The organism is Acaryochloris sp. 'Moss Beach' (genome assembly GCF_021497025.1).
GTDB classification, from domain to species: domain Bacteria; phylum Cyanobacteriota; class Cyanobacteriia; order Thermosynechococcales; family Thermosynechococcaceae; genus Acaryochloris; species Acaryochloris marina_A.
In genome coordinates, this window is the sequence record NZ_CP071717.1 from 4,183,304 (window position 1) to 4,204,286 (window position 20,983).

General features: G+C 48.2%; 20 protein-coding genes and 1 pseudogene. 10 read left to right on the forward strand and 11 right to left on the reverse strand.

Annotated features, from left to right (window positions below; translation table 11 throughout):
• Positions 1 to 51: 51 nt before the first annotated feature.
• The gene (locus HRE53_RS19760; RefSeq protein ID WP_212664950.1) at positions 52 to 1,032 is read left to right on the forward strand and encodes a DUF1517 domain-containing protein; all 981 of its coding nucleotides are present in this window, start codon (positions 52 to 54) and stop codon (positions 1,030 to 1,032) included.
• Between the two features lie 36 nt (positions 1,033 to 1,068).
• On the opposite strand, the gene murG is transcribed toward HRE53_RS19760, so the two are convergent.
• Positions 1,069 to 2,169, reverse strand: coding sequence for an undecaprenyldiphospho-muramoylpentapeptide beta-N-acetylglucosaminyltransferase (murG, locus tag HRE53_RS19765; RefSeq protein WP_235107654.1), 1,101 nt, complete (start codon positions 2,167 to 2,169; stop codon positions 1,069 to 1,071).
• A 198-nt stretch (positions 2,170 to 2,367) separates the two neighbouring features.
• Between murG and HRE53_RS19770 the strand changes: the two genes are divergently transcribed.
• From HRE53_RS19770 to HRE53_RS19795, 6 genes are all read left to right on the forward strand, one after another.
• Positions 2,368 to 3,270: a nuclear transport factor 2 family protein gene (locus HRE53_RS19770; protein ID WP_235107655.1), complete on the forward strand. Its 903-nt coding sequence runs from the start codon at positions 2,368 to 2,370 to the stop codon at positions 3,268 to 3,270.
• Positions 3,271 to 3,282: 12 nt separating this feature from the next.
• Positions 3,283 to 4,098 carry a septum site-determining protein MinC gene (gene minC / locus HRE53_RS19775; RefSeq protein WP_212664953.1) on the forward strand — a complete coding sequence of 272 codons (816 nt, stop codon included), beginning with the start codon at positions 3,283 to 3,285 and terminating at the stop codon, positions 4,096 to 4,098.
• A gap of 75 nt (positions 4,099 to 4,173) precedes the next feature.
• Complete coding sequence (gene minD / locus HRE53_RS19780; protein WP_212664954.1) at positions 4,174 to 4,971, forward strand: septum site-determining protein MinD; 798 nt, start codon at positions 4,174 to 4,176, stop codon at positions 4,969 to 4,971.
• A gap of 94 nt (positions 4,972 to 5,065) precedes the next feature.
• A complete protein-coding gene (gene minE, locus HRE53_RS34925) occupies positions 5,066 to 5,473 on the forward strand; it encodes a cell division topological specificity factor MinE (protein WP_315875749.1) in 408 nt (135 codons plus the stop codon).
• Between the two features lie 305 nt (positions 5,474 to 5,778).
• A complete protein-coding gene (gene yvcK / locus HRE53_RS19790; protein ID WP_212666172.1) occupies positions 5,779 to 7,164 on the forward strand; it encodes a gluconeogenesis factor YvcK family protein in 1,386 nt (461 codons plus the stop codon).
• A 111-nt stretch (positions 7,165 to 7,275) separates the two neighbouring features.
• Entirely contained in the window at positions 7,276 to 8,865 is a 1,590-nt protein-coding gene (locus HRE53_RS19795; RefSeq protein WP_235107656.1) for a glycoside hydrolase family 57 protein, read from the forward strand.
• On the opposite strand, the gene HRE53_RS19800 is transcribed toward HRE53_RS19795, so the two are convergent.
• The 3 genes from HRE53_RS19800 to HRE53_RS19810 all read right to left on the reverse strand — a co-directional run bounded on the left by HRE53_RS19800 (position 8,862) and on the right by HRE53_RS19810 (position 11,515).
• Positions 8,862 to 9,635, reverse strand: a complete 774-nt coding sequence (locus HRE53_RS19800; RefSeq protein ID WP_212664957.1) for an ABC transporter permease — start codon at positions 9,633 to 9,635, stop codon at positions 8,862 to 8,864. The genes HRE53_RS19795 and HRE53_RS19800 overlap by 4 nt on opposite strands.
• 261 nt (positions 9,636 to 9,896) lie before the next feature.
• Positions 9,897 to 10,568, reverse strand: a complete 672-nt coding sequence (locus tag HRE53_RS19805; RefSeq protein WP_212664958.1) for a TVP38/TMEM64 family protein — start codon at positions 10,566 to 10,568, stop codon at positions 9,897 to 9,899.
• Positions 10,569 to 11,125: 557 nt separating this feature from the next.
• Positions 11,126 to 11,515 (reverse strand): DUF732 domain-containing protein, encoded by a 390-nt coding sequence (locus HRE53_RS19810; RefSeq protein WP_212664959.1) that lies wholly within the window; start codon positions 11,513 to 11,515, stop codon positions 11,126 to 11,128.
• Positions 11,516 to 11,708: 193 nt separating this feature from the next.
• Here HRE53_RS19810 and queA point away from each other — a divergent pair.
• Positions 11,709 to 12,819: pseudogene (queA, locus tag HRE53_RS19815) on the forward strand (tRNA preQ1(34) S-adenosylmethionine ribosyltransferase-isomerase QueA).
• 10 nt (positions 12,820 to 12,829) lie between these two features.
• Here queA and HRE53_RS19820 read toward each other — a convergent pair.
• The 6 genes from HRE53_RS19820 to HRE53_RS19845 form a co-directional block, all read right to left on the reverse strand.
• Positions 12,830 to 14,008 carry a glycosyltransferase family 4 protein gene (locus HRE53_RS19820; protein ID WP_212664961.1) on the reverse strand — a complete coding sequence of 393 codons (1,179 nt, stop codon included), beginning with the start codon at positions 14,006 to 14,008 and terminating at the stop codon, positions 12,830 to 12,832.
• 5 nt (positions 14,009 to 14,013) lie between these two features.
• Positions 14,014 to 15,495, reverse strand: coding sequence for an MFS transporter (locus HRE53_RS19825; protein WP_235107657.1), 1,482 nt, complete (start codon positions 15,493 to 15,495; stop codon positions 14,014 to 14,016).
• Entirely contained in the window at positions 15,492 to 16,373 is an 882-nt protein-coding gene (gene recO, locus HRE53_RS19830) for a DNA repair protein RecO (RefSeq protein ID WP_212664963.1), read from the reverse strand. The genes HRE53_RS19825 and recO overlap by 4 nt, the downstream gene beginning before the upstream one ends.
• A 105-nt stretch (positions 16,374 to 16,478) precedes the next feature.
• Complete coding sequence (gene deoC / locus HRE53_RS19835; protein ID WP_235107658.1) at positions 16,479 to 17,177, reverse strand: deoxyribose-phosphate aldolase; 699 nt, start codon at positions 17,175 to 17,177, stop codon at positions 16,479 to 16,481.
• Positions 17,178 to 17,292: 115 nt separating this feature from the next.
• A complete protein-coding gene (locus HRE53_RS19840; protein WP_315876627.1) occupies positions 17,293 to 18,084 on the reverse strand; it encodes a TraB/GumN family protein in 792 nt (263 codons plus the stop codon).
• The gene (locus tag HRE53_RS19845) at positions 18,042 to 18,248 is read right to left on the reverse strand and encodes a hypothetical protein (protein WP_235107659.1); all 207 of its coding nucleotides are present in this window, start codon (positions 18,246 to 18,248) and stop codon (positions 18,042 to 18,044) included. The genes HRE53_RS19840 and HRE53_RS19845 overlap by 43 nt, the downstream gene beginning before the upstream one ends.
• Positions 18,249 to 18,705: 457 nt before the next feature.
• On the opposite strand from HRE53_RS19845, the gene HRE53_RS19850 reads away from it, so the two are divergent.
• A complete protein-coding gene (locus HRE53_RS19850; protein WP_235107660.1) occupies positions 18,706 to 20,004 on the forward strand; it encodes a ferredoxin-NADP reductase in 1,299 nt (432 codons plus the stop codon).
• Positions 20,005 to 20,214: 210 nt separating this feature from the next.
• Entirely contained in the window at positions 20,215 to 20,562 is a 348-nt protein-coding gene (locus HRE53_RS19855; RefSeq protein ID WP_235107661.1) for a DUF4870 domain-containing protein, read from the forward strand.
• Between the two features lie 42 nt (positions 20,563 to 20,604).
• Here the strand turns inward: HRE53_RS19855 and HRE53_RS19860 are convergent, their stop codons facing one another.
• Complete coding sequence (locus HRE53_RS19860) at positions 20,605 to 20,814, reverse strand: hypothetical protein (protein WP_235107662.1); 210 nt, start codon at positions 20,812 to 20,814, stop codon at positions 20,605 to 20,607.
• Between the last annotated feature and the right edge of the window lie 169 nt (positions 20,815 to 20,983).

Here is a 20,983-nt window from a genome sequence, read left to right on the forward strand (position 1 = left end):
TCTCTACGGTACGTCTCAAGATTGCGTTAATGTAAGCCCTCAGTGCGAAAGATGAATAAAAAACGTTCCATTTATAAAGCTTTTTCCCGCCTCCTCGTTGCGATCTCGCTTGTTGGTGTCTTAGTCTTCAGCAATGCCGATGCTGCCTTAGCGGCCCGTACGGGTGGTCGGATTAGCGGAGGAAGCTTCCGTCGTTCTGTGCCTTCTCGCTCCTATCGAAGCAGCCCTTCCCGTAGCTATTCGGGTGGCTATTCTCGAGGCGGTTACGCTCGGGGTGGCTATCGGGGTGGATTTGGCTTTCCTTTTCTCATCCCATTCTTTGGATTTGGAGGGGGTGGCTTATTTTCCATTCTGATCCTGATTGCCGTTGCTAACTTCTTGGTGTCTAGCTTCCGTAATATAGCTGGAGATGGAGAGGGCCTTAACTTGGGAGGCAGCAGTTATGATCAGAACTCTGCAAATCCCGCTGTTACGGTTAACAAAATTCAGGTCGGTTTATTAGCCGAAGCCCGTGGACTGAAAGCTGATCTTGATCGGATTGCTCAAACTGGCAATACTGCATCCAGTACAGGTCTCGCTAAGGTGTTGCAAGAAACAAATTTAGCACTGTTACGCCACCCCGAATATTGGGTTTATGCCAGTGCTGAATCTGAACAAACCCGTCTTGTTTCTGCTGAGGCTAAATTCAACCATTTAGCGTTAACCGAGCGGAGTAAGTTTCAAGCGGAAACCCTGTCGAATGTGAAACAGCAGATCCAAGACAACAATGGAACATTAACGAAGACGGCGGATGCCCTAACTCAAGCGCCTGGTGAATATATTGTCGTCACGTTGGTGGTGGCTGCCCAGGGTAAGCAAAAGCTCCCAGATATTAAATCGGATCAGGATCTTCGCCAAGCCCTCAATCAAGTCGGCTCTGTTTCTAGCGACCAGCTATTAGCCTTAGAAGTGTTATGGACCCCCCAAGCGGAGTCCGATACCCTCAGTGCGGATGATTTAGTTGCGGCTTATCCCCACCTAAAAATCATTTAAGAGTTTAGCGCTTTAACGATACAGCACCTATTTCTTTCATGGAGACGCTTCGATCTGCTCAAGAATGAGCTGGGCGAAGCGCTCTGTGCTGTTGGGGACTGCTAGGCTGTAGGCTTTTGCTGCCATTTCTTCTAAGATCTGGGGCTCCTGTATCCATTTGAGCACCGTCTGTTTTAGTTGTTCTTCGGTGAGTTCATCTTGGCGATACATCTGGGCTGCCCCCGCTTTGACAAAGGCGGTAGCATTGAAGGCTTGATGGTCTTCGGCTGCATAGGGATAGGGGATTAAGAGGGCAGGCGTGGATGCGATCGCAAGTTCGCTTAAGGTCCCTGCACCCGCCCGACTAATGGCTAAATTAGCCCGCTGCAGTAAACCGGCCATATTGTCGTAAAACGGCATTGATAGATAGTGGGGATGCTGAAAAGATTGCGCCTCAGGATCTTGAGTTCCGGTTAAATGAACGATCCAAGCCCCGTTTCCTAACCAAGCTGGCGCACAGGCTCGAACCAATTGGTTGACTGAGACGGCACCTTGACTGCCGCCCGCCACCACTATGAGTGTGGCCTCCTGCGGAATCGGTAAATCGAGTTCACAAGGGGTAAGAAAAGCTGGGCGAACAGGAGTGCCCACAACGACGGTTTTGGCTTTAGGTAAGTATTTTGTGGCATCCTCTAACCCCAACCCCACGCCAGTACAGATCCCACTGAGCCATCGCGTCACTTTTCCCGGAATCGCATTCGATTCATGGATCACTCGTGGCAGCCCCAAGGACCAAGCCGCCAAAATTGCAGGGGCGGCGATATAGCCTCCTGTGGTGAGCACGCCTTGAAATTGGCCTTGCTTTAGCAATTGACGGGTTTGCCAAACTGCCACGGCTAATTTCCCCAGGAGAATGGGCGTCTTTGGGCCTATCCGAGTTTGTAAGCCTTCGATGGGGACTGTACGTAACGGATATTTTTTGGGAACTAGCTGGGTCTCTAATCGATTGCTCACCCCTAGCCATTCCAGTTGAAACTGTTCTGCTTCGAGAACTTCGGCAACTGCCAGTGCGGGGAATAAATGTCCGCCTGTGCCGCTAGCCGCGATTAGGAACCGCTTGGGCTGTTCTGTCATGGCAACCGATTCGGAATTGCTCACTGTTGCTATCCTTGTAGGTGGAAGTTGAGAATTCTAGCGTTTTCGCCTTCTATAGGAAAGTTAATCTAGAATTGAGATGCTCCTTTCAGGGAAACGTGGCAAAGCTAATCACTCAACAGTGATGCTTCCTCTCCTAGAAGTTCAGGGGACCCTATCTGAAAGAGTGAATTGGTTCTTGTCATTACATACCACCATTCCATGTACAACTCTATCCGCATTTTGCAATCCGTTGTTCCCCAGACTGGCCGCCAACTCAATAGGGTCCGCCATTCTTTCAGCCAGCTGGGGGTTGGATTGTCCGCTGCCTGTCTATGCTCTTTAGGAATGGGAATGTTACCTCAGCTTGCATATGCTGAAAGCGTGGCCCCAGAAACGACTCAGGTAGATACGGATGCTCCACCTGCCTTGATCGAGCAGCTCGCTCAAGTTGATATGGCTGCGAACCAACAAGATCTCTCTAAATTGCTGGGCTTTTATAGTTCTAATTTTACAAGTGGCGATGGCCTGAATCGGAAAACCCTAAAGCAGGTGGTCGCCACATTTTGGGAAGATTACCAGGATTTATCTTATAAGACTGAATTAGTGGCTTGGGAGAAAAGCGCCCAAGGCTATACTGTTGAGACCAAAACCACTATCACGGGGACTCAAACCCTTGATCAAGGTCCTGTGAAATTGCACTCCACACTTCACTCTCGTCAGCAGTGGGTAGGTCAACAGATTGCCAAGCAAGAAATTTTGGCTGAACAGAGCAAGCTCACTTCAGGCCGGAAACCCCCTAAAGTGCAGGTGAACCTTCCTCAGGAAGTGGGAGTTGGCGAAAAGTTTGAATTTGATGTGATTGTAGATGAGCCTCTGGGAGATAACCCATTATTGGGATTAGCTCTGGAAGAATCGATCACTATGGAAAACTATCTGAAACAGCCCGAGCTTAAGCTAGAGCTGTTACCCGCTGGTGGTTTATTTAAGGTCGGTACAGCCGGAAATGAACCCATGAGCGAGTGGATTTCTGCCATTTTGGTGCAAGATGGTGGCATGACGATTATCAGTCAGCGACTGAACGTCGTTCCGAAAAACAAATCGGCCGAACAGTCACGCAAGTAAAAAAGGGCGTTTATGGAACCAGAACGGCTTAGGGCTTCACTTGCCTCTACTTCTCCTCCTAGCAGCGAATCAGAATCAGAGACGGAGTCGCCTCGGGTTGCCGAAGTCCAACTCCATCTGGAAGCTGACGATGGTAAGTTATTGCTCTACCTACCGGCTCCCAGTGAAACCACCTTGGAATGGGCAGATTTACTAAAAGAAGTTAAAAAGCAGTTGGAAGCCGGAACGCGATTTTGGCCTCCGAATACTCTAGTGGAACTGGTCACCGGCGATCGCCTACTCGATCATCGACAATTGCAGACGATCGTCAATGCCTTATCTGCCGTCAAGCTACATTTAACCCGCATTCATACCAAACGTCGGCAAACGGCTGTCGCAGCTGCGACCTCGGGCTATTCCATTGAACAGCAAGCTCATATCTTGCCAATGGCTCAGTCCACCATTGCGCAGTTCACGTTAGATGATGACCAAAAAGATGCGGCACCGCTTTATTTACAAAAAACCCTGCGATCGGGAGCCGAAATTCGTCATCCTGGAACCGTTGTGATTATGGGAGACTTAAATCCTGGTAGCTCGATTGTTGCGGATGGTGACATTTTAGTCTGGGGGCGTTTGCGGGGCATTACCCATGCAGGGGCCAGTGGCAACGAGCAAAGTCAAATCATGGCTCTCCAGATGGAGCCCACTCAATTGCGGATTGCAGATTGGGTGGCTCGGGCACCGGAATCACCCCCCGATCAGTTTTATCCAGAGGTGGCCTATATTGCTAGTGATGGGATCCAAATTGCCCGGGCTGCTGACTTTAGCAAAAATATGATCCAACCCTAGCGAAATCGCGAAATTGATATACACTATTAATCATTTGTTTGGCTGAGTTGACAAAGTTGTAACGCTCTCTGTTATATGGGTCGAATTATAGTTATTACCTCTGGCAAAGGTGGGGTGGGTAAAACCACCTGTTCAGCCAATTTAGGAATGGCATTAGCAAAGCTAAACCATTCAGTCGCGCTCATTGACGCTGACTTCGGATTGCGCAATCTTGATCTGTTGCTGGGTCTAGAAAACCGTGTGGTTTATACAGCCCTAGAGGTCTTGGCTGGGCAATGCCGCTTAGAACAAGCCCTGGTTAAAGATAAACGTCTGCATGATTTGGTGCTTCTACCCGCAGCCCAAAATCGCAACAAAGACGCCGTAACGCCAGAGCAGATGAAGCAGCTCGCTTATGCTTTGACAAAAAAGTACGATTTTGTCTTGATCGACTGCCCGGCGGGGATTGAGATGGGGTTTCAGAATGCGATCGCAGCTGCAGACGAAGCCTTAATTGTGACGACTCCCGAAATTTCCGCTGTTCGAGATGCGGATCGCGTAGTGGGGTTACTTGAAGCGCACCATGTTAAAACCATCAATCTAATCGTGAATCGCATCCGCCCAGCTATGGTCCAGGCCAATGACATGATGTCGGTCCAGGATGTCCAAGAAATCCTGGCCATTCCTCTGATTGGCATGATTCCCGACGATGAACAGGTGATTGTCGCGACCAATCGTGGGGAACCCTTAGTACTATCAGAGAACTTTTCTCTTAGCGGTATGGCTCTGCAAAATATTGCCCAGCGGATTGAAGGCAAGGACATCGATTTCCTAGATCTCAATGCCCCCTACGATACGCTGTTCTCTCGGGTTCGACGTTTCTTTAAACGGTAGTTATTTGCATATCCTCCAGCACATCAGCCAACCTACACGTCATACTGTAGCCATTACCTCTAACTGTGGACGTTCACGCTTACGTTGAAATTCTATGATTAGCGATTTTCTCGAACGGCTTTTTCTCGGCCAAGACATGACGACTAGTCGTGATGATGTCAAAAGTCGGCTCAAAATTGTCTTAGCCCATGATCGAGCTAACCTGCCGCCAGAGCTGATGGAGGCGATGCGTCGAGAAATTTTGGAAGTGGTTTCTCGCTATGTAGAGATCGATACAGAAGGGCTCAACTTCAGTTTGGAATCCGATCAGCGAGCGACGGCCCTAATCGCCAATTTACCGATTCGTCGCATCAAATTTGAGCCGGATGCTCAAGCTTCATCAGAGTTAGAAGATGCTCCTGAGCTGGGTGACATCCCACTAGAGACTTCAGCGCCAAGGCTTGCTGATGCTTCATCTCCCTATGATGTTTCTCCAACGCCTGATATCGACTTGTCTTTGTGATCAAGTTGGGGTACTGAAGGTTGCATCACGCCCTATTAAGCGGGCTTATCTTACCCTGCCTCCCTTGCCAATCCATTCTCAATATCCTGCTGAACTTTTTCTTCCCCTATAAATTGGGGGTCAACGCCAACTTTGGGAAAAGTGATTCGAGCTAAGAGCTGAGCTGCAATTATCTTTTATTTCCAAAAAATTAGAGACAAATTACCCTAAGCTATACTCAGACCCTTGCCACAACATTTCGACTTCAAGGTGAATAGGCATAGTTTTGCCTCTCTATAATTTGGACATAAGCACTTTTGTGGTTGATGCTCATGGGATCTCCCAAACAGACGATAACTTCTTATAAAGGCAAATCGTTGCAGCATCTTCCCGGACGGTTAGGTCGTTCCATTCGCTGGTTGTCCCCTGGACTATCGATTAAGCGTTGGTTGTTTTTAAGCGCAATTGGTGTCCTCTTGACCAGTCTGGGATTAGCCATCCTGGTCCGCCTAACTCCCATCTTTTACGTTATCCAGTTTTTAGAATCTGCACTCCAGTTTTTTGCCCAGGTTTTACCCAGACAGATCAGTGGCCCTCTCGTGATCATATTGGGCTTATTTCTAGTGTGGTGGGGACAAGCACGAACCTTAGGGTCCATTACTGAAGTCTTAATTCCAGATAGCCAAGAGGAGGTTGTGGATCGCCTCCTCGTGCATCGCCGTTTGAATCGAGGTCCCAAAATCGTGGTGGTAGGGGGCGGCACTGGTTTGTCTACCTTGCTGCGAGGCTTGAAATCTTATAGCTCAAACATCACAGCTATTGTTACAGTTGCAGATGATGGTGGATCTTCGGGACGCCTGAGACGTGAAATTGGTGGTTTACCACCCGGGGATCTGCGTAACTGCATTGCTGCTTTAGCCGATCAAGAAAAATTGATTACGGCGCTATTTCAATATCGGTTTAAAGCAGGAGATGGACTCGCTGGCCATAGCTTTGGCAACTTGTTCTTAACCGCCATGAGCGAGATTACTGATAGTTGGGAGCAGGCGATTGCTGCCAGTTCCCAGGTGTTAGCCGTTCGAGGGCAGGTCTTGCCCGCTACCCTCAGTGACGTCAGCCTCTGGGCCGATTTAGAAGACGGTCGCTGTATTAAGGGAGAATCCAAGATTACAGCTGCAGGGGGCAGAATTATTCGCGTGGGCTGTACCCCTGAACGCCCGCCCGCTTTACCAAAAGCTATTCGAGCAATCATTGATGCCGACCTGATCATTCTGGGTCCTGGGAGTCTCTATACCAGCGTGGTCCCCAATCTGCTGGTGCCAGAAATTGTGGAGGCGATTGCCCGTCGAACCGTGCCTCGGATCTATGTCTGCAATATTATGAGTCAGCCTGGAGAAACGGATGGCTATACTGTTGCCGATCACATTAAGGCTCTAGATGCTGCCTGTGGTAAGCGAGTCTTTGATGCAGTGCTGGTGCAGAAAAAATTGCCTTCCTCGATGGCCTTAGCTCGCTACATGCAGGAAAATGCCCATCCCATTGTGATTGATCGTGAAATGTTGATGCGGCTTGGATGTCGAGTGATTCTTGCCAATGTCATGGATGAAGATCCAAATACCCAGTTTGTTCGCCATAGCCCCGAGCTTTTGTCTCGGGTTTTACTGCGATGGTATGGGCGAGTCAACCGCATGGAACATCCCACTCATGCCTAAAGATAGAGAATTGTATGTTTCTATCTATTCATAAGGCCCGTCATTCTTTACTATTATTTAATACTCTCTGTCAATGGCCGTCGTCTTGGCTGCCCTTCCTAACGAAAATTTATGACTCTTGGTTACCTTGCCCTGGTGCTCCATGCCCATCTCCCTTTCGTTCGTCACCCTGAAAGTGATTTTGTTCTAGAGGAAGAATGGCTATTTGAGGCAATTACTGAAACTTATATCCCTCTACTACAAGTCTTCTCAGGATTAAAGCGAGATGGGATTGATTTCAAAATCACCATGAGTATGACGCCCCCTTTGGTGTCTATGCTGCAAGATCCACTCCTCCAAGATCGATATGATGAACATCTCGCTAAGCTAGAAGAGCTGGCCACCCTAGAGGTTGAGCGCAATGTTCACAACAGCCATATTCGCTACCTGGCAGAGCATTATGTCAATGAATTCCATACGGTTCGAGAGGTATGGGAGAACTACGATCGAGATGTAGTATCGGCCTTCAAACAGTTTCAAGATACGAACAACCTAGAAATTATTACCTGTGGGGCCACCCACGGCTATTTACCGCTGATGAAAATGTATCCCCAAGCGGTATGGGCTCAGATACAGGTCGCTTGCGAACATTACGAAGAAACTTTTGGGCGACCTCCTAAAGGGATTTGGCTACCAGAATGTGCCTATTTTGAGGGCCTGGAGCGCATGCTAGCCGATGCAGGGCTGCGCTACTTCCTGATGGATGGCCATGGCTTGCTCTATGCAAGACCTCGACCTCGCTTTGGTACCTATTCACCTATTTTTACGGAAACAGGAGTTGCTGCGTTTGGTCGTGATCATGAGTCATCTCAGCAGGTTTGGTCTTCCGAAGTTGGCTATCCGGGGGCTCCTGTGTATCGGGAGTTTTACAAGGATCTAGGCTGGGAAGCAGAGTATGAATATATTAAGCCCTACATTATGCCCAATGGCCAGCGCAAAAATGTTGGGATCAAATATCACAAAATTACGGGACGAGGTGGGGGCCTATCCGATAAGGCCCTTTATGATCCCTATTGGGCACGGGAAAAAGCAGCAGAACATGCCCATAACTTCATGTTTAACCGGGAACAGCAAATCAAAAATCTGCATGGGATAATGCAGCGTCCTCCGATTGTAGTTTCCCCCTACGATGCCGAACTCTATGGCCACTGGTGGTATGAGGGACCCTGGTTTATTGACTACCTATTCCGCAAGTCTTGGCATGACCAACAGACCTATGAAATGACTCACTTGGCGGATTACTTGAAAGCAGAGCCTAATCAACAAGTCTGCCGCCCTTCCCAATCGAGCTGGGGTTATAAAGGATTCCATGAGTATTGGCTCAATGAGACCAATGCCTGGATTTATCCCCATCTTCATAAGGCCGCCGAACGGATGATTGAACTCGCTAAGTTAGAGCCTGAAGATGATCTGCAATGGCGAGCCTTAAACCAGGCATCTCGAGAACTCTTATTGGCCCAGTCTTCTGATTGGGCGTTTATCATGCGAACTGGGACGATGGTTCCCTATGCTGTACGCCGGACTCGGTCTCATTTGGCCCGTTTCCAACATCTCTACCATGAAATTAAAAAGCGACAGGTGGATAGTGGATGGCTGGAGAAGGTAGAAGTAATGGATAACATCTTCCCCAACATTAACTATCGAGTTTATCGACCCCTTTAGAATTCTCGATTGGCAAAAATAATAGTGGAGATGGCTAAGAGTAAGGTGATATATACGATGCCATAGACAGCGTTCATTGCCATTTGTGATGGCGGAACGGTAATGATATGCACTGCTTGATTTTTTAAATCTAAGCGCGATAAATCAGGGAAGACGAGGTAAATAACCTTGGCAATCTGCTGAATACTTTCAGACTTTATGGATTCGCTGAGCTTAAGTAGGTTTTGGCTAAAATGCCCCATGAAATAAACGGCAAAAGTGAGAACAGTCCCCATTAAAGAACTCGTAAATGCACCGAACAAAATTGAAACGGCTGCAATTAAAGCCATCTCTAAAATTAGGAAGCTACTGCTTAAGAGAATATTATTGAGTTCAAAGGTAAACTGCTGCCAGCTGAGGACACTCACTAAAATCGCCGTCATAATGGCAATTAAGAGAGTCAACACCCCGGACAAACCGATATGTTTCCCTAAAACAAATTCGGTGCGACTGAGGGGTTTGGCTAGCAAAATTAATGCGGTTCGTTTTTCGACTTCTTTATTAATTAAGCCGCCGCCTTCAAATGCGGCCACCGCCAGTGCGAGTAGACTAATACTGGCCAGTCCCACATCAACACTTATTTTTCCTTCGGTGCCGGCAGAGACCTCACCTAGGAATAAAATCACTAAGACCAGACCAATGGCGTATAGCGCAGCTAGATAGAGGACGCGATCGCGGAAAATATCTCGAAATACATTGGATGCAATCACTGCAATTCGTTGAGGATTCATCGTTAGGCACTTAACTCTTCCAACCTACTTCTCATAGTACCCAGCTCATTGGAGGAAATATTCTCTGGATTTAATTCATTTTTGAGGCAAGCAATTTGTTGTGGAGCGATACTGTCTCTTGGGGATGGGATGGCATTCGTGGTAATAGGACTAAGCGCTTGTGAAAAATAGCACTTGTGAAATATTAGTACTCAATGGATCGGACAGATAGTAAGGCGTCTCTTGCGTGAAGGACTGAATCCCATGGGACAGACATCCACTTTATTTTTTGGTAGTTGATGTAGCCCCTCGTTGCTGGAGCCATCCCGCGAATATCGCCACGCAAAATGCGCCTAAGATAGCGAGACCTGCATATAAATATCCGGTGCCTTTATCAAATAAAGTTGCGCCTATGGCCACGATCGGTCCACCACGTACCAGGGAAGCGATGAGTAATCCGGGCAAAAACATTTTCCATTTGGTGGTTGTTAGCCCAACACTATAGCTCACAAAATCAAATGCACCAGTCATCAAGGCACCTGCTAGCAAGAAAAAGTTTTTTTCTAAATGCTTGCTACTCAACTCATCCACTCGGCCCATGAATTTCTTACCCACCAGCTTCTCAACTAGATTGCGACCGAATCGTCTAGCAAGGTAAAACGCGATGCTGCAGGAACAGAGGTCAGAAACAACAATTGTCCCTAATGCAGTGGGGTAATCCAGTATTTTCCCTGCGAGTAATGCCTGAGGTACACCGGGGATGATAGGAATAACAACGCTGATCAAGCGAAGGGCAAAGATTCCCAAAGGTGCCCAAGGCCCCAACTGTTCAACTTGAAGCTCAATTTGGGATTTTAAGGGTTCTTCATCTAGCTTTCTAATCAGCCAGATGGAAATTGCCAAGATACCAACAGCTAACCCAAATAGACTAATCTTGCTGAGCTTCTTATTCATGGGATGTTGATTCAGTTTCTTTCAAGCGACTTAAACTATGACATTTAAGCTTTGCTTGATATTTATGTGTATGGATGGGTTGCACAAAATACTGGGCGGTTTATTTGCCTGATGATGAGATTGCTTGTTGTTCCCTTAGCCCCCAGTCATGACCTAGGTAAGTTCATGACAGCTTATTCAAGCTCATCAAATGTGGCCGATTGTATATGCCACGGCCGGTATTGACCTCAAGAAGTGATGGGATTTGCCATGGTCGATATCGCCGCCATGGTCTTTAAAGAACTTGTGATGTCTCAAAATTAAGGTTAAGTGGGGTCTGATTCCAGCCTAAAAGGATGGCAGAATAACCTTACTCGCTATAGATTGAGCGTTCATTTGAGGATGAGTAGCCTGACTTTCCCCTCGTTTAAAAACACTTTAATCCTCCCCCCTGGTTTTGCGACAAGAGGCCCATTTTAAATGGCCTTACCTTGAAGGCTATCTAGAGAAAGTCACTCTAGATTTAATTCCCATGAACAAATTCATGGGAATTATAAAGATTGGCAATATTAATGACCTTATGCCAAAGTCTCTGGGCAATAGCCTAAGCCTTGAATAAACTGCTGACGGAACGCCTCAATTTCTGTCATATCGGGGCTGCCATGGGCAATCACTGCAACTTGGTATTGGCTCATTACTTCAACAGGAGATTGGCCAGATTCCAGAGCTTGTAGTACTGTGCTGACTCGGGTATCTACTTGGTAAGGGATGCCCAATTCTCCTAAAAAGGCACGGAAGTTGTCTAAATCTTGTTGTGTCCAACCCGGTGCCGTTCTGATACGTAACACCCAACCGTTCAGTTGGTGAACAACCGTCATGAACTCGACGGGTAAGTGAGTTGATCGGCGAAGATGCTGAACAACGCGTAAAACTAAACTTGCTGTTCCTAGATAATATAGGTAATCCATAATTGTGCCTGCCTCGGCACTAACCCCAGCGTTTTTGCGGTGAGCAGGGATACCTGCATATACTTATTGTCACAATCAGCTCTGCTTATGGGTAGAGCAGAATCCCCATAATAAATAGGGGGTTATACCCAACCTGGTTGACCAGGTTGATTATTGTAGTCAGAGCAACCTATCCACCGTCAGTAAAAAAAGCATGCTGGGCTCCACTCCCGAGTTAGATCAAACCCTCCAGGCCTATGATTATCTGCTGCCAGAGACCTTAATTGCGCAAACCCCTCTGGTGCCTAGAGATCGGTCTCGGTTATTGGTGGTTCAACAAAAAGCGCATCAACATCAAATCTTTCAGGATTTGGTCGCACTATTGCAGCCTGGCGATTTGCTGGTTTTTAACGATACCCGGGTTATCCCAGCCCGCCTCCTGGGTCGCAAAGTGAAGTCTGAGCTGGCTCAGCCAGTTGAGGTCTTTTTGCTGGAACCTCGGCAACCTCGAACTTGGCTTGCTTTAGTCAGGCCAGGACGGCGGTTAAAGCCAGGGGCCCAGATAGAGTTTGGCTCCCCAGAATGTCCCTTATTGCGGGCAGAGGTTCTAGCTACAGATGAAGAGACACGGGGGCGGATCATTCAATTTGAACCTCTGGTCGAACAGCCTTTTGAAGATCTCTTAGAACAATTGGGAGAAGTACCCTTACCCCCCTATATTCAAGATTCTGCTGCCCGGCCAGAACAGTATCAGACGGTCTATGCACAGCATCCTGGGGCTGTGGCTGCGCCAACTGCAGGATTGCATTTTACTCCTGAGCTACTTGCTCGTCTCCAATCCCAGGGTATTAATCAGGTGTGTCTGACGCTCCATGTGGGGATTGGTACCTTCCGGCCTGTGGAAACGAATGATATTTTTGCAACATAATATGCACTCGGAATGGGTGGATTTACCTGCGGCGACGGTGGATGCTATTCGAGCAACAAAAGCTGCTGGGGGGCGTGTGATCGCGGTGGGGACAACCGTGGCGAGAGCCCTAGAAGGAGCCTGTCAGAATGGCTCTCTTGCTCCTTGGCAGGGGCGTACGAATTTGTTTGTCTATCCTGGTTATCAGTGGTGGGTGGTGGATGGCTTAATCACCAACTTTCATTTACCGAAATCGAGTTTGTTGATGTTGGTGAGTGCTTTAGTGGGACGTGAGCGGTTGTTGGCCTTGTATGAGGATGCGATCGCACATCAATACCGCTTCTACTCTTTCGGTGATGCCATGCTGATTTTGCCGGAGGCCGTGATTGCAGAACGTTCCCCAGACGTTGTTTTTTAAGCCCGTCGGGTTAACGGTAGACCTCAACCTTAGTTTGCTGGAACATCTGAGCGTAGAACTTCTCTAGCTGATCCAGATTTCGATCCAGGCAATATCGTTCCAGCACTCGCTGACGGCCTTTTTGGCCTAAGAGTTTCACCATTTCGGGATGCTCTGCTAGCACGGGTAATAACGTACGGAGTTCGCCCCTGGTCCGTTGGGGATTGAGGACAATGCCAGCACCACCTGCCAGCACTTCTCCATCTGCGCCTGCATCGGTGGCTAGACAGGCTACACCGCAGGACATGGCTTCCAATAGGGAGAGGGAGAGACCTTCTACAAAAGACGGCAGGATAAACACATCTGCCCCACGCAAAATTTCAATCCGACGATGCTCATCATAAATCGCCCCTAACCACAGAACGTTTTGTTCAGGACCGTAATTTGTCATATGGGCATTGAGCAGGGGACCATCCCCGACCATCACCAATTTGGAGTGAGGTATCTGCGCCTGCACCTGTTTCCAAGCTTTCAGCAAGGACTCGACGTTCTTCTCAATCGCAATTCGACCTTGATAGACGAAAATGCGCTCTGTCTGTAGTTCTGCTTTGAAGGTAGAAGGACCAGGGGAGTATTTATCGGTATCCACCCCGTTGGGGATAATCACAATTTTGGCTTCAGGCACCCCTAAGCGCATCAGCAAATCCCGTTGGGCCTGGGAAAAGATAATCACCGCATCATAATTAGCCAGGGAAGGAGCATAAAGCTGGTACATGAAGTGCTGGGTACCAGAAGACAAATTACGATGTTTATGGCTAAAAGGTGGATGGAAGGTTGCTACTAACGGCACCTGTAATTCTTGACAAATTTCTGGCAGGACAAAATCCAAGGGCGAGAGGGTGAGAGATGCATGAACCAGATCAGGCTTCAGATTGCGCAAAGACTCTGCCAAGACCTTGCTGGATTTCAGCGTGGGTATCGTATAGACCTGGGATTTATACAGAAAGGGTAAAGGAACCTCTTGGCATTCCTGGGGAATCGGTGGTTCTTGAATGGGCAGCGGCTTGCCTGTTTCTTCATCAAAAGCATCTTGGGCAAAATGCAGAAAGCTGACCTGATAGCCACGATCGAGCAAGGCGTTAGTAATTTCGCGGCTGTAGGTGACGTTGCCACAGGGCGGAGATTTTTTGCCAATCCAAGCGATGTGCATATGGACTAGGGAGACGACAGTGGTGAGGGGTTTGCATCATCTGATACAGATGAGCTGGTATCGGCAATATACCAGGATAAGAGCCCCCCGATCACAACAATCCCAGCAAGCCCCAGTAAAACCGTCTGTAATCCGAAGAAGGTTTCAGCCAATCCTGCCAGGGCTAACGGTAGACTTAAAGCGATATTGCTGGCATTATTTTGCAGACCGAAAACCTTTCCCCGCATCTCTTCCGGCGTTTTCTCTTGAATGGTCGTTTGCATAGGTACACCAATCAGAGCGGCGGCAGCCCCCAAGCCCACCATCAGCACCAGAGAAACCCTTAAGGATTGAGTGCTAAAAGCCAAGCCTCCTAACATGGCAGCCATCCCCATAGAACCGTAGAAACTGAGGCGATGGCGGGAGAAATTTTGGCCAATGGAACCCAGGATTACGGCACTAATCGCCATGCCAAGCCCACCTGTGGCCAGCAAGAATCCGAACTGTGAGGTCTTAATCCCGGGCAAGACTTCTGCTAAGCGCACGACTAAAACGGCGAGGGCGGCAAACACGGAGAATAAAATAACCAGCTGAATCAAGGCGGTCCGTACCCGCCGATGCTCGTTGAGATATTGCAGACCTTCTTTGATGTCTGACCAAACATGTTGATCGCCAGTGGAACGATTGGCCGGGGTTTCTCCCGTTCTTAGAAGCAGGAGGAGCAGACCTGCGATTCCATAGCTGCCCCCGACAACCAATTCTCGTCCTGCATCCCAACCTAGATGGGAAAAATATCCCCCGACAATTTCTAGCAGAGGTTCTCCCGCTGCAAACCCGCCAATTAGTGCTAGAAGCATGGTTAGGGTGTACAGAGAGTTCGCACTTAATAGGTGAGGCTTCTCCACAATCAAGGGAATAGCAGACTGTTCAGCCGGGGCAAAGAACTGGGTGAGGGTAGAAACGAGGAACGTCACTCCAAGTAACACCCAAAATCCCCAAGGAATCTGAAACCAACCGGGTTGCTGACCACAGAGCCATAGCAAAGGCGGGAGGCTGAGCACCAAGGCTCCCCGGAGGCCATTTGTGAGGACCAAAACCCACTTTTTTGACCACCGGTCCACATATACCCCGGCAATAGAGCCAAATAGCACCGCCGGAATGGTGAAGGCAATCATGATCGATGACACCCAGACGCTGACCGATTGGTCAGGAGCCTTAAATTGACTGGTAATCAAGGCAATAATGAGCACCAAATAAACCTTGTCAGCCATTTGGGAGAAGACTTGGCCTAGCCACATCAACATAAAATTCTGATTTCGCAGAACAGGCCAATATCCCTGTTCTACCGTCTCCTCAAGGACTGGAGCTACATCCGGCTCTGATGTTTTGGGTATAGGTGCAATATCCGGTTTAGAGGACGAGGAGGGGCTAGAGGGATGAGGTGTGGGTTTACCCGTCGAACGGGAAGATGAGGTCAAGTTGCGTTTGGGGTCATGTACTTGGGTCATGAAGGCACGGAGGTGAGGTCGGGCAGGGGAGTAAAACAGGTGTCAACTAGGGCAGCCGAACGAATCGGGCGATCAAAATAGGCTTCGGCATAGTGACGGAGAGCAGACTCCACCCCTTGCCAAATGACCAACGGATAGGCTGCTATTAACGGAAACGGCAGAGGGGAAGCCGGATGAATCTCGGCAGGGTTGAGATCTTGCAGTAACGAGAGTTCGGGGGCGGATAGTTTGCCCTGAACCCGATAATCTGCCCCTGGAACATAGGCAGACGCTTGTTCTGCGGCCTGTTGAATCGCAGTACGGGGTCGGGGTAGACCCGTGAGGGTGACAGTACCGCCTGCACTGGCACTAAACCCCACACGCCAGGTGGGGTTGTTGGGGGGCGGTTCTAAGGGGACATGGGTGAAGCAACAGGCATGGACTTGAGGGGCAATGCCTGCCCAGGCCAACAATTGCAAGGTCCCATGAATTAAACAACAGGGTACTTGGGCAGGGGTCGCAGTTTGGAGTTGAGTCAGCTGTTGGCAAAATAAATCCCACAGCTCTGTTTGGGGCTGTCCACTCAGGGCTTGATACAGGGTCAGTTCTGCCAGGTATTGACTGGTGGTCAACTTAGCTAAGTTTTGGCTCAGTCCCGGATAGGATTCTAGGGTTTCGGCCTGGGCAATTTTATCGAGGGACCGGCCCTGGACTAGCATCAGGTCATTCACCACAAATAAGGCACTGCGGCCGCCTAATTTTGACTTAGGCTTCCGGCATCCAGGCGCAACAGCCCGCACCAGACCATGTTCACGGGTCAAGATAGTCAGCAGGCGATCGGCCTCGCCGAAGGGCATGCTTTTGAGATTAATTCCTGTCGCTTTATAGGTTCGACTCATTGCGGTCTACCTGGATTGAGAAAACCTGGTTAGGGGAAGCAGGATAACGCTGGCATCAGCTTGTCCTGATCCAAACATCCTGAGGTGGATATTTCGAGAACGGACCTATCCGGGGCCTGATGGCTCTGGGGACTCAATCTCAGCCGTAGCCATCCGCACAAGGTCAACCCCTCGGGATGTTCCCAAACGGTTGGCTCCTGCTGCAATCAGCGCTAGGGATTGCTCTAGAGTGCGAATTCCTCCCGAAGCTTTAATGCCTACGCGATCACGTGCGACCATTGATAATAATTTTATATCAGCAGGGGTGGCTCCGCCGTGCCATCCAGTACTTGTTTTGAGGAAGGCGACCCCCGCATCTAGACTGACTTCTGCCGCTAACCGTTTTTCGGCATCCGTAAGGAGGGTGGTTTCCAAAATCGCTTTGACGGTTTGGCCCGTGGTTGCACAAATCTTGGCGAGTTCTTGGTGGACAGCATTGACATCCCCTGACTTTAACCAGCCGACATTGATCACTACATCTAGCTCGGTTGCCCCTTGGTCGACAGCATCTTGGGCTTCATAGAGTTTGACTGCAGATGTGGTGGCACCACTGGGAAAACCAATGACCGTGCAAACCTTGGGGGAATATTGATGGAGACGGTTGACGGCGGTTTTGATATGGGTGGGGTAGATACAAACAGCTGGAAATTCAAACCGGATGGCTTGATCGCAGAGCGTTGCGATCGCATCCTCTGATGCCAGGGGATCGAGAAGCGTATGATCGATATAACGAGTGATATCAACATCTGCCACCGTTAGGGTCACACTGCACCTCAAATGCCCATAGTACTTGGGAAAAACTTTTTAGCCTTCCTAATCCAATGTATCAAGAATATGGGTTGAGTGGGCTGTAAAAAGCCCATCATTTTAGCGCCTCCATTTAGAGGCGCTTTGGCGTATGACCTTGGGCTTGCAAAAGTTCTAAAACGCTGTCTTTCCCCACTAAATGCCCAGCTCCGACCACAATCAGATAGTCATCCTCCTTTTCCAAAAGTGGTTCAATGGTGGTCATCCATTTGCGATTGCGAGCCCCAAAAATTTGGTCTTCTAATTCTGGATAGTCTTTAAAACTTTTCAGCAACAAATTCTTTAAAGTTTGATCATCCCCAGATTTCCAGGCTGAGACCATCTCCTGAAATGATGTTTCTAGGGTGTCTAATTCATCAATCGTTTGGCGAATATACTGCTCTTGATTCCCTTGAGAAAAACTATCAAATAGGTTGAATTGATCTTCAATGGTTTCTAAGGCGAGGGTCTCTTTGCCATCCTTGATCGCTTTTTTGAAAAAATACTGATCAACGCCATTTTCAGGATTGAACTCTAATCGCTGTAGTTTTAACGTGATCAAGGTCAAAGAAAAGAACCAAGGCTTAAAACCGGAAAAAGCCTCAATTGGTAAACCAATCTCTGATGCGGTGGTTTTTGCTAGCTGATAGGTTTCTGGTGTCAGCCGATCTTGGAGGGTTTTGCCATCTTGAGCTGTGGCTTTCTCTAAGACGATGGATTGAGTTTTGCTGGATTCGAGTTCCCCCATGTTGACTTCAAATACTAACTTGTCGGCATCCTCATAGGCGTCATTGATCTGCTTCGCTAAGGGATAGTCTGATTCCTTTAATAGGTGAATCGAACCTAGGAGGTAAACCGTATTCTGGGGGGGGATTTGACTTGCCAGAGAAACGTTTGCTCGGGTTGGGGCGCTTGAGGCTTAGAGGCGTTTGGGGTTGGAGAGGGGGTGGGGCTGGTCGGTTTGTCGCCGCAAGCGCTGACTAATGTCAGCAGGGTGATGACCGCAATCCGGGACACATTTTTTCGGATTACGCCATGAAGTTTATTCATTAGATTCCCCTCTAAAGTTGAATTGAACTGAGAGTATTGGCATCAGGTTAAGCAACGTTCAATCTAGCATTTCAACTTTAGTAAAGACTGTGAACTAATCAATAGGTCACCCCTTTGGCTACATAGGTACGGAGACAGAACCCACTGAACTTTGGATTTAGCCAAAAGGTTGGGGAAGTCAGGGCTGGAACCTAGGATTCTGGCTAAAGAGCATCCTGTTAGATTCGAGGCTACCTATTCATTGCTAAGCTGCTTTAGGGTTATTTAGAGACAGCAAAAGGAATGTTACGCTTGTGCGGAACTACTGCCTTTTAATACAAGGTTTTGAAGCTTTTGCGGTGTACGATAGACATGCACCGCTTAAGATTTATTTTAGGTGATGGCTTCACCAAAATGGTGCATTGGTTTATCGCACAAGCAGCCAATCCCCCAGTTGAATGATGAGTGAGCATTAAGAATGGATTATGAAAGCATGAAAGGGTTAGCCGGAGAGGTTGAACCCAAATTAATGGCTATATTGGCTGAATTTAATAAAACGCTCAAAAAATACGGTATTTCTGATGCACGAGTGGTTGAGTTTACCCTCAGTGACCAAGAAATGCCGGAAATGGCAGGTCTGTCCTGCAACTTTTCGTGCTGGTTGTCCCCTAGCAATTTAACCTGTGGTATCAAATGCGAATTTGAAGCCTCCGGCACTACAGGAGCTAAACCTGCGGCCATCGCCGCACCTACTGCTGCAACAGCTGAGAAGGCTAAGCCTGTAGCGGCAGCAGCTCCCACGAAGTCTGCTGCACCTGCGGCGAAAAAAGCCAAGAAAAAATCGGATGTTCCTATTAATATCTACCGTCCGAATAAACCCTTTGTGGGCAAGTGCGTTTCCAACGAAGAGCTCGTTGGCCCTGGTGGTATTGGTACCTGTCGACATCTGATTTTCGATATTTCTGCCGGTGATTTGAAATATGTCGAAGGCCAGAGTATTGGCATCATTGCAGACGGAACTGATGCTAAAGGCAAGCCTAATAAGATTCGCCTCTACTCCATTGCGTCTGCCCACCGGGGTGATTACCTAGACGATAAAACCGTCTCTCTTTGTGTGCGCCAATTAGAGTATCCCGATCCAGACACGGGTAAAACGGTATATGGAGTTTGTTCCAGCTTCCTTTGTAATCTCAAGCCTGGAGATGATGTCAAAATCACGGGGCCTGTGGGTAAAGAGATGCTCTTACCCGAGGATCCCAACGCCAATATCATTATGCTAGGGACAGGAACTGGAATTGCCCCCTTCCGCTCTTTCCTCTGGCACTTGTTCAAAGAGAATGAAGATGTCAATGCCAATCCGTTCTGGCTACCCAAGTTATTGGGTTGGGTCAAGCCCAGTGACAAGCCCAAGTTTAATGGAAAGACCTGGTTGATTTTCGGCGTAGCTACGACTCCCAATGTCCTGTACAACAATGATCTAGAAGATCTGCAACGTCGCTATCCCAATAACTTCCGCTTAACGAAGGCCATTAGTCGTGAGCAAAAGAATCCTGAGGGTGGACGGATGTATATCCAGCACCGGGTAGCAGAGCATGCAGAAGAACTCTGGAAACTGATCCAACAGGATAATACCCACACCTATATTTGTGGTTTGAAAGGGATGGAAAAAGGCATTGACGAAGCGCTCAGTACCGTTGCTAGTAAAGATGGCGTTAATTGGAGTGAATTTCAACGAGAAATGAAAAAAGCTCATCGCTGGCATGTAGAAACCTACTAAGCCGCCTTTCTTTGGTGAGCCTCATTCTTGAAATTTTAACTCTCTGAAGCACTCCAGTTCTCAATGAACTGGAGTTTTTTTCAGGGTTACTAGATAGGGAAAGACCAAGATCGGATTTCTGGGGTTCGCTTTCTGAAAAAGATTGAGTAAGATCTAATCAGTTCAAGGCTAGCTGTCCTTGAATGCCGTTGCTTAACAAGAGGCTTGTCCATGGTTGCCAATATCTATGATCCAGATAAACGCAAACTCCTGTCGTCTTTGAGTCATGGTTCAATTTTTCTGAGTGCCTTGGTATTATCCATCGGTATTCCACTGGTCATTTTGATCGTGTCGGATGACCCAGTTGTCAAAGCAAATGCCAGAGAAGCGATTAACTTTCACGTCAATGTTTGGTTCTATGGCATCTTATTCGGCATCCTCTGTTGGGTTTTACTAGGATGGCCGCTGTTAGGTTTGTTATTTGTTGTGCAGTGGGTGATGCCAGTTTTAGCGATTCGCCATTGTCTACAGGACCCAGATGAACCTTACAACTACTCATTCATTTTTCATGTGCTTTAGGCCGTGATTTCTCTGGCCGACATAGGCTGATTGCCCTCAACGTTAGGTGTCGCGCCGATCAGTCCAATTGCATGCGGGGCAATGGCAACTGCCAATTGCCCGTTCTGTGATGTGGATTTTAGTTTTGCACTCTGGACACTGACCGGTGAAAAAAGGATGGGTCATGATCAGTCGCACTTGTTCCATATAGGACAATTGGGACAACATATAGCTCAAGGACGGAGGCATGATTTGATCAGGATGGTTAGACACGGTCTTTAGGGGTTGGTTCTAGAGAAATACAAACCCGCAGGAGAAAACGTTCGCTTCGTAGCGTTAAGGTATCGATTTCTTTTCGCAGAGTATATATATAATCTGTCCGATCTACACCGAGAACCACCACTGAGAAACTACTGAATTCCTATACATGAGCAGGATTTGT

Coding starts and splice junctions, on each gene's coding strand:
- HRE53_RS19850 (WP_235107660.1), top strand. CDS start 18,706: ATGGATTATGAAAGCATGAAAGGGTTAGCCGGAGAGGTTGAACCCAAA.
- HRE53_RS19820 (WP_212664961.1), bottom strand. CDS start 14,008: ATGCACATCGCTTGGATTGGCAAAAAATCTCCGCCCTGTGGCAACGTC.
- minC (WP_212664953.1), top strand. CDS start 3,283: ATGGAACCAGAACGGCTTAGGGCTTCACTTGCCTCTACTTCTCCTCCT.
- HRE53_RS19760 (WP_212664950.1), top strand. CDS start 52: ATGAATAAAAAACGTTCCATTTATAAAGCTTTTTCCCGCCTCCTCGTT.
- HRE53_RS19800 (WP_212664957.1), bottom strand. CDS start 9,635: ATGAATCCTCAACGAATTGCAGTGATTGCATCCAATGTATTTCGAGAT.
- yvcK (WP_212666172.1), top strand. CDS start 5,779: ATGCTCATGGGATCTCCCAAACAGACGATAACTTCTTATAAAGGCAAA.
- HRE53_RS19805 (WP_212664958.1), bottom strand. CDS start 10,568: ATGAATAAGAAGCTCAGCAAGATTAGTCTATTTGGGTTAGCTGTTGGT.
- HRE53_RS19795 (WP_235107656.1), top strand. CDS start 7,276: ATGACTCTTGGTTACCTTGCCCTGGTGCTCCATGCCCATCTCCCTTTC.
- HRE53_RS19845 (WP_235107659.1), bottom strand. CDS start 18,248: ATGAATAAACTTCATGGCGTAATCCGAAAAAATGTGTCCCGGATTGCG.
- HRE53_RS19770 (WP_235107655.1), top strand. CDS start 2,368: ATGTACAACTCTATCCGCATTTTGCAATCCGTTGTTCCCCAGACTGGC.
- recO (WP_212664963.1), bottom strand. CDS start 16,373: ATGAGTCGAACCTATAAAGCGACAGGAATTAATCTCAAAAGCATGCCC.
- minE (WP_315875749.1), top strand. CDS start 5,066: ATGATTAGCGATTTTCTCGAACGGCTTTTTCTCGGCCAAGACATGACG.
- HRE53_RS19825 (WP_235107657.1), bottom strand. CDS start 15,495: ATGACCCAAGTACATGACCCCAAACGCAACTTGACCTCATCTTCCCGT.
- HRE53_RS19855 (WP_235107661.1), top strand. CDS start 20,215: ATGGTTGCCAATATCTATGATCCAGATAAACGCAAACTCCTGTCGTCT.
- HRE53_RS19810 (WP_212664959.1), bottom strand. CDS start 11,515: ATGGATTACCTATATTATCTAGGAACAGCAAGTTTAGTTTTACGCGTT.
- minD (WP_212664954.1), top strand. CDS start 4,174: ATGGGTCGAATTATAGTTATTACCTCTGGCAAAGGTGGGGTGGGTAAA.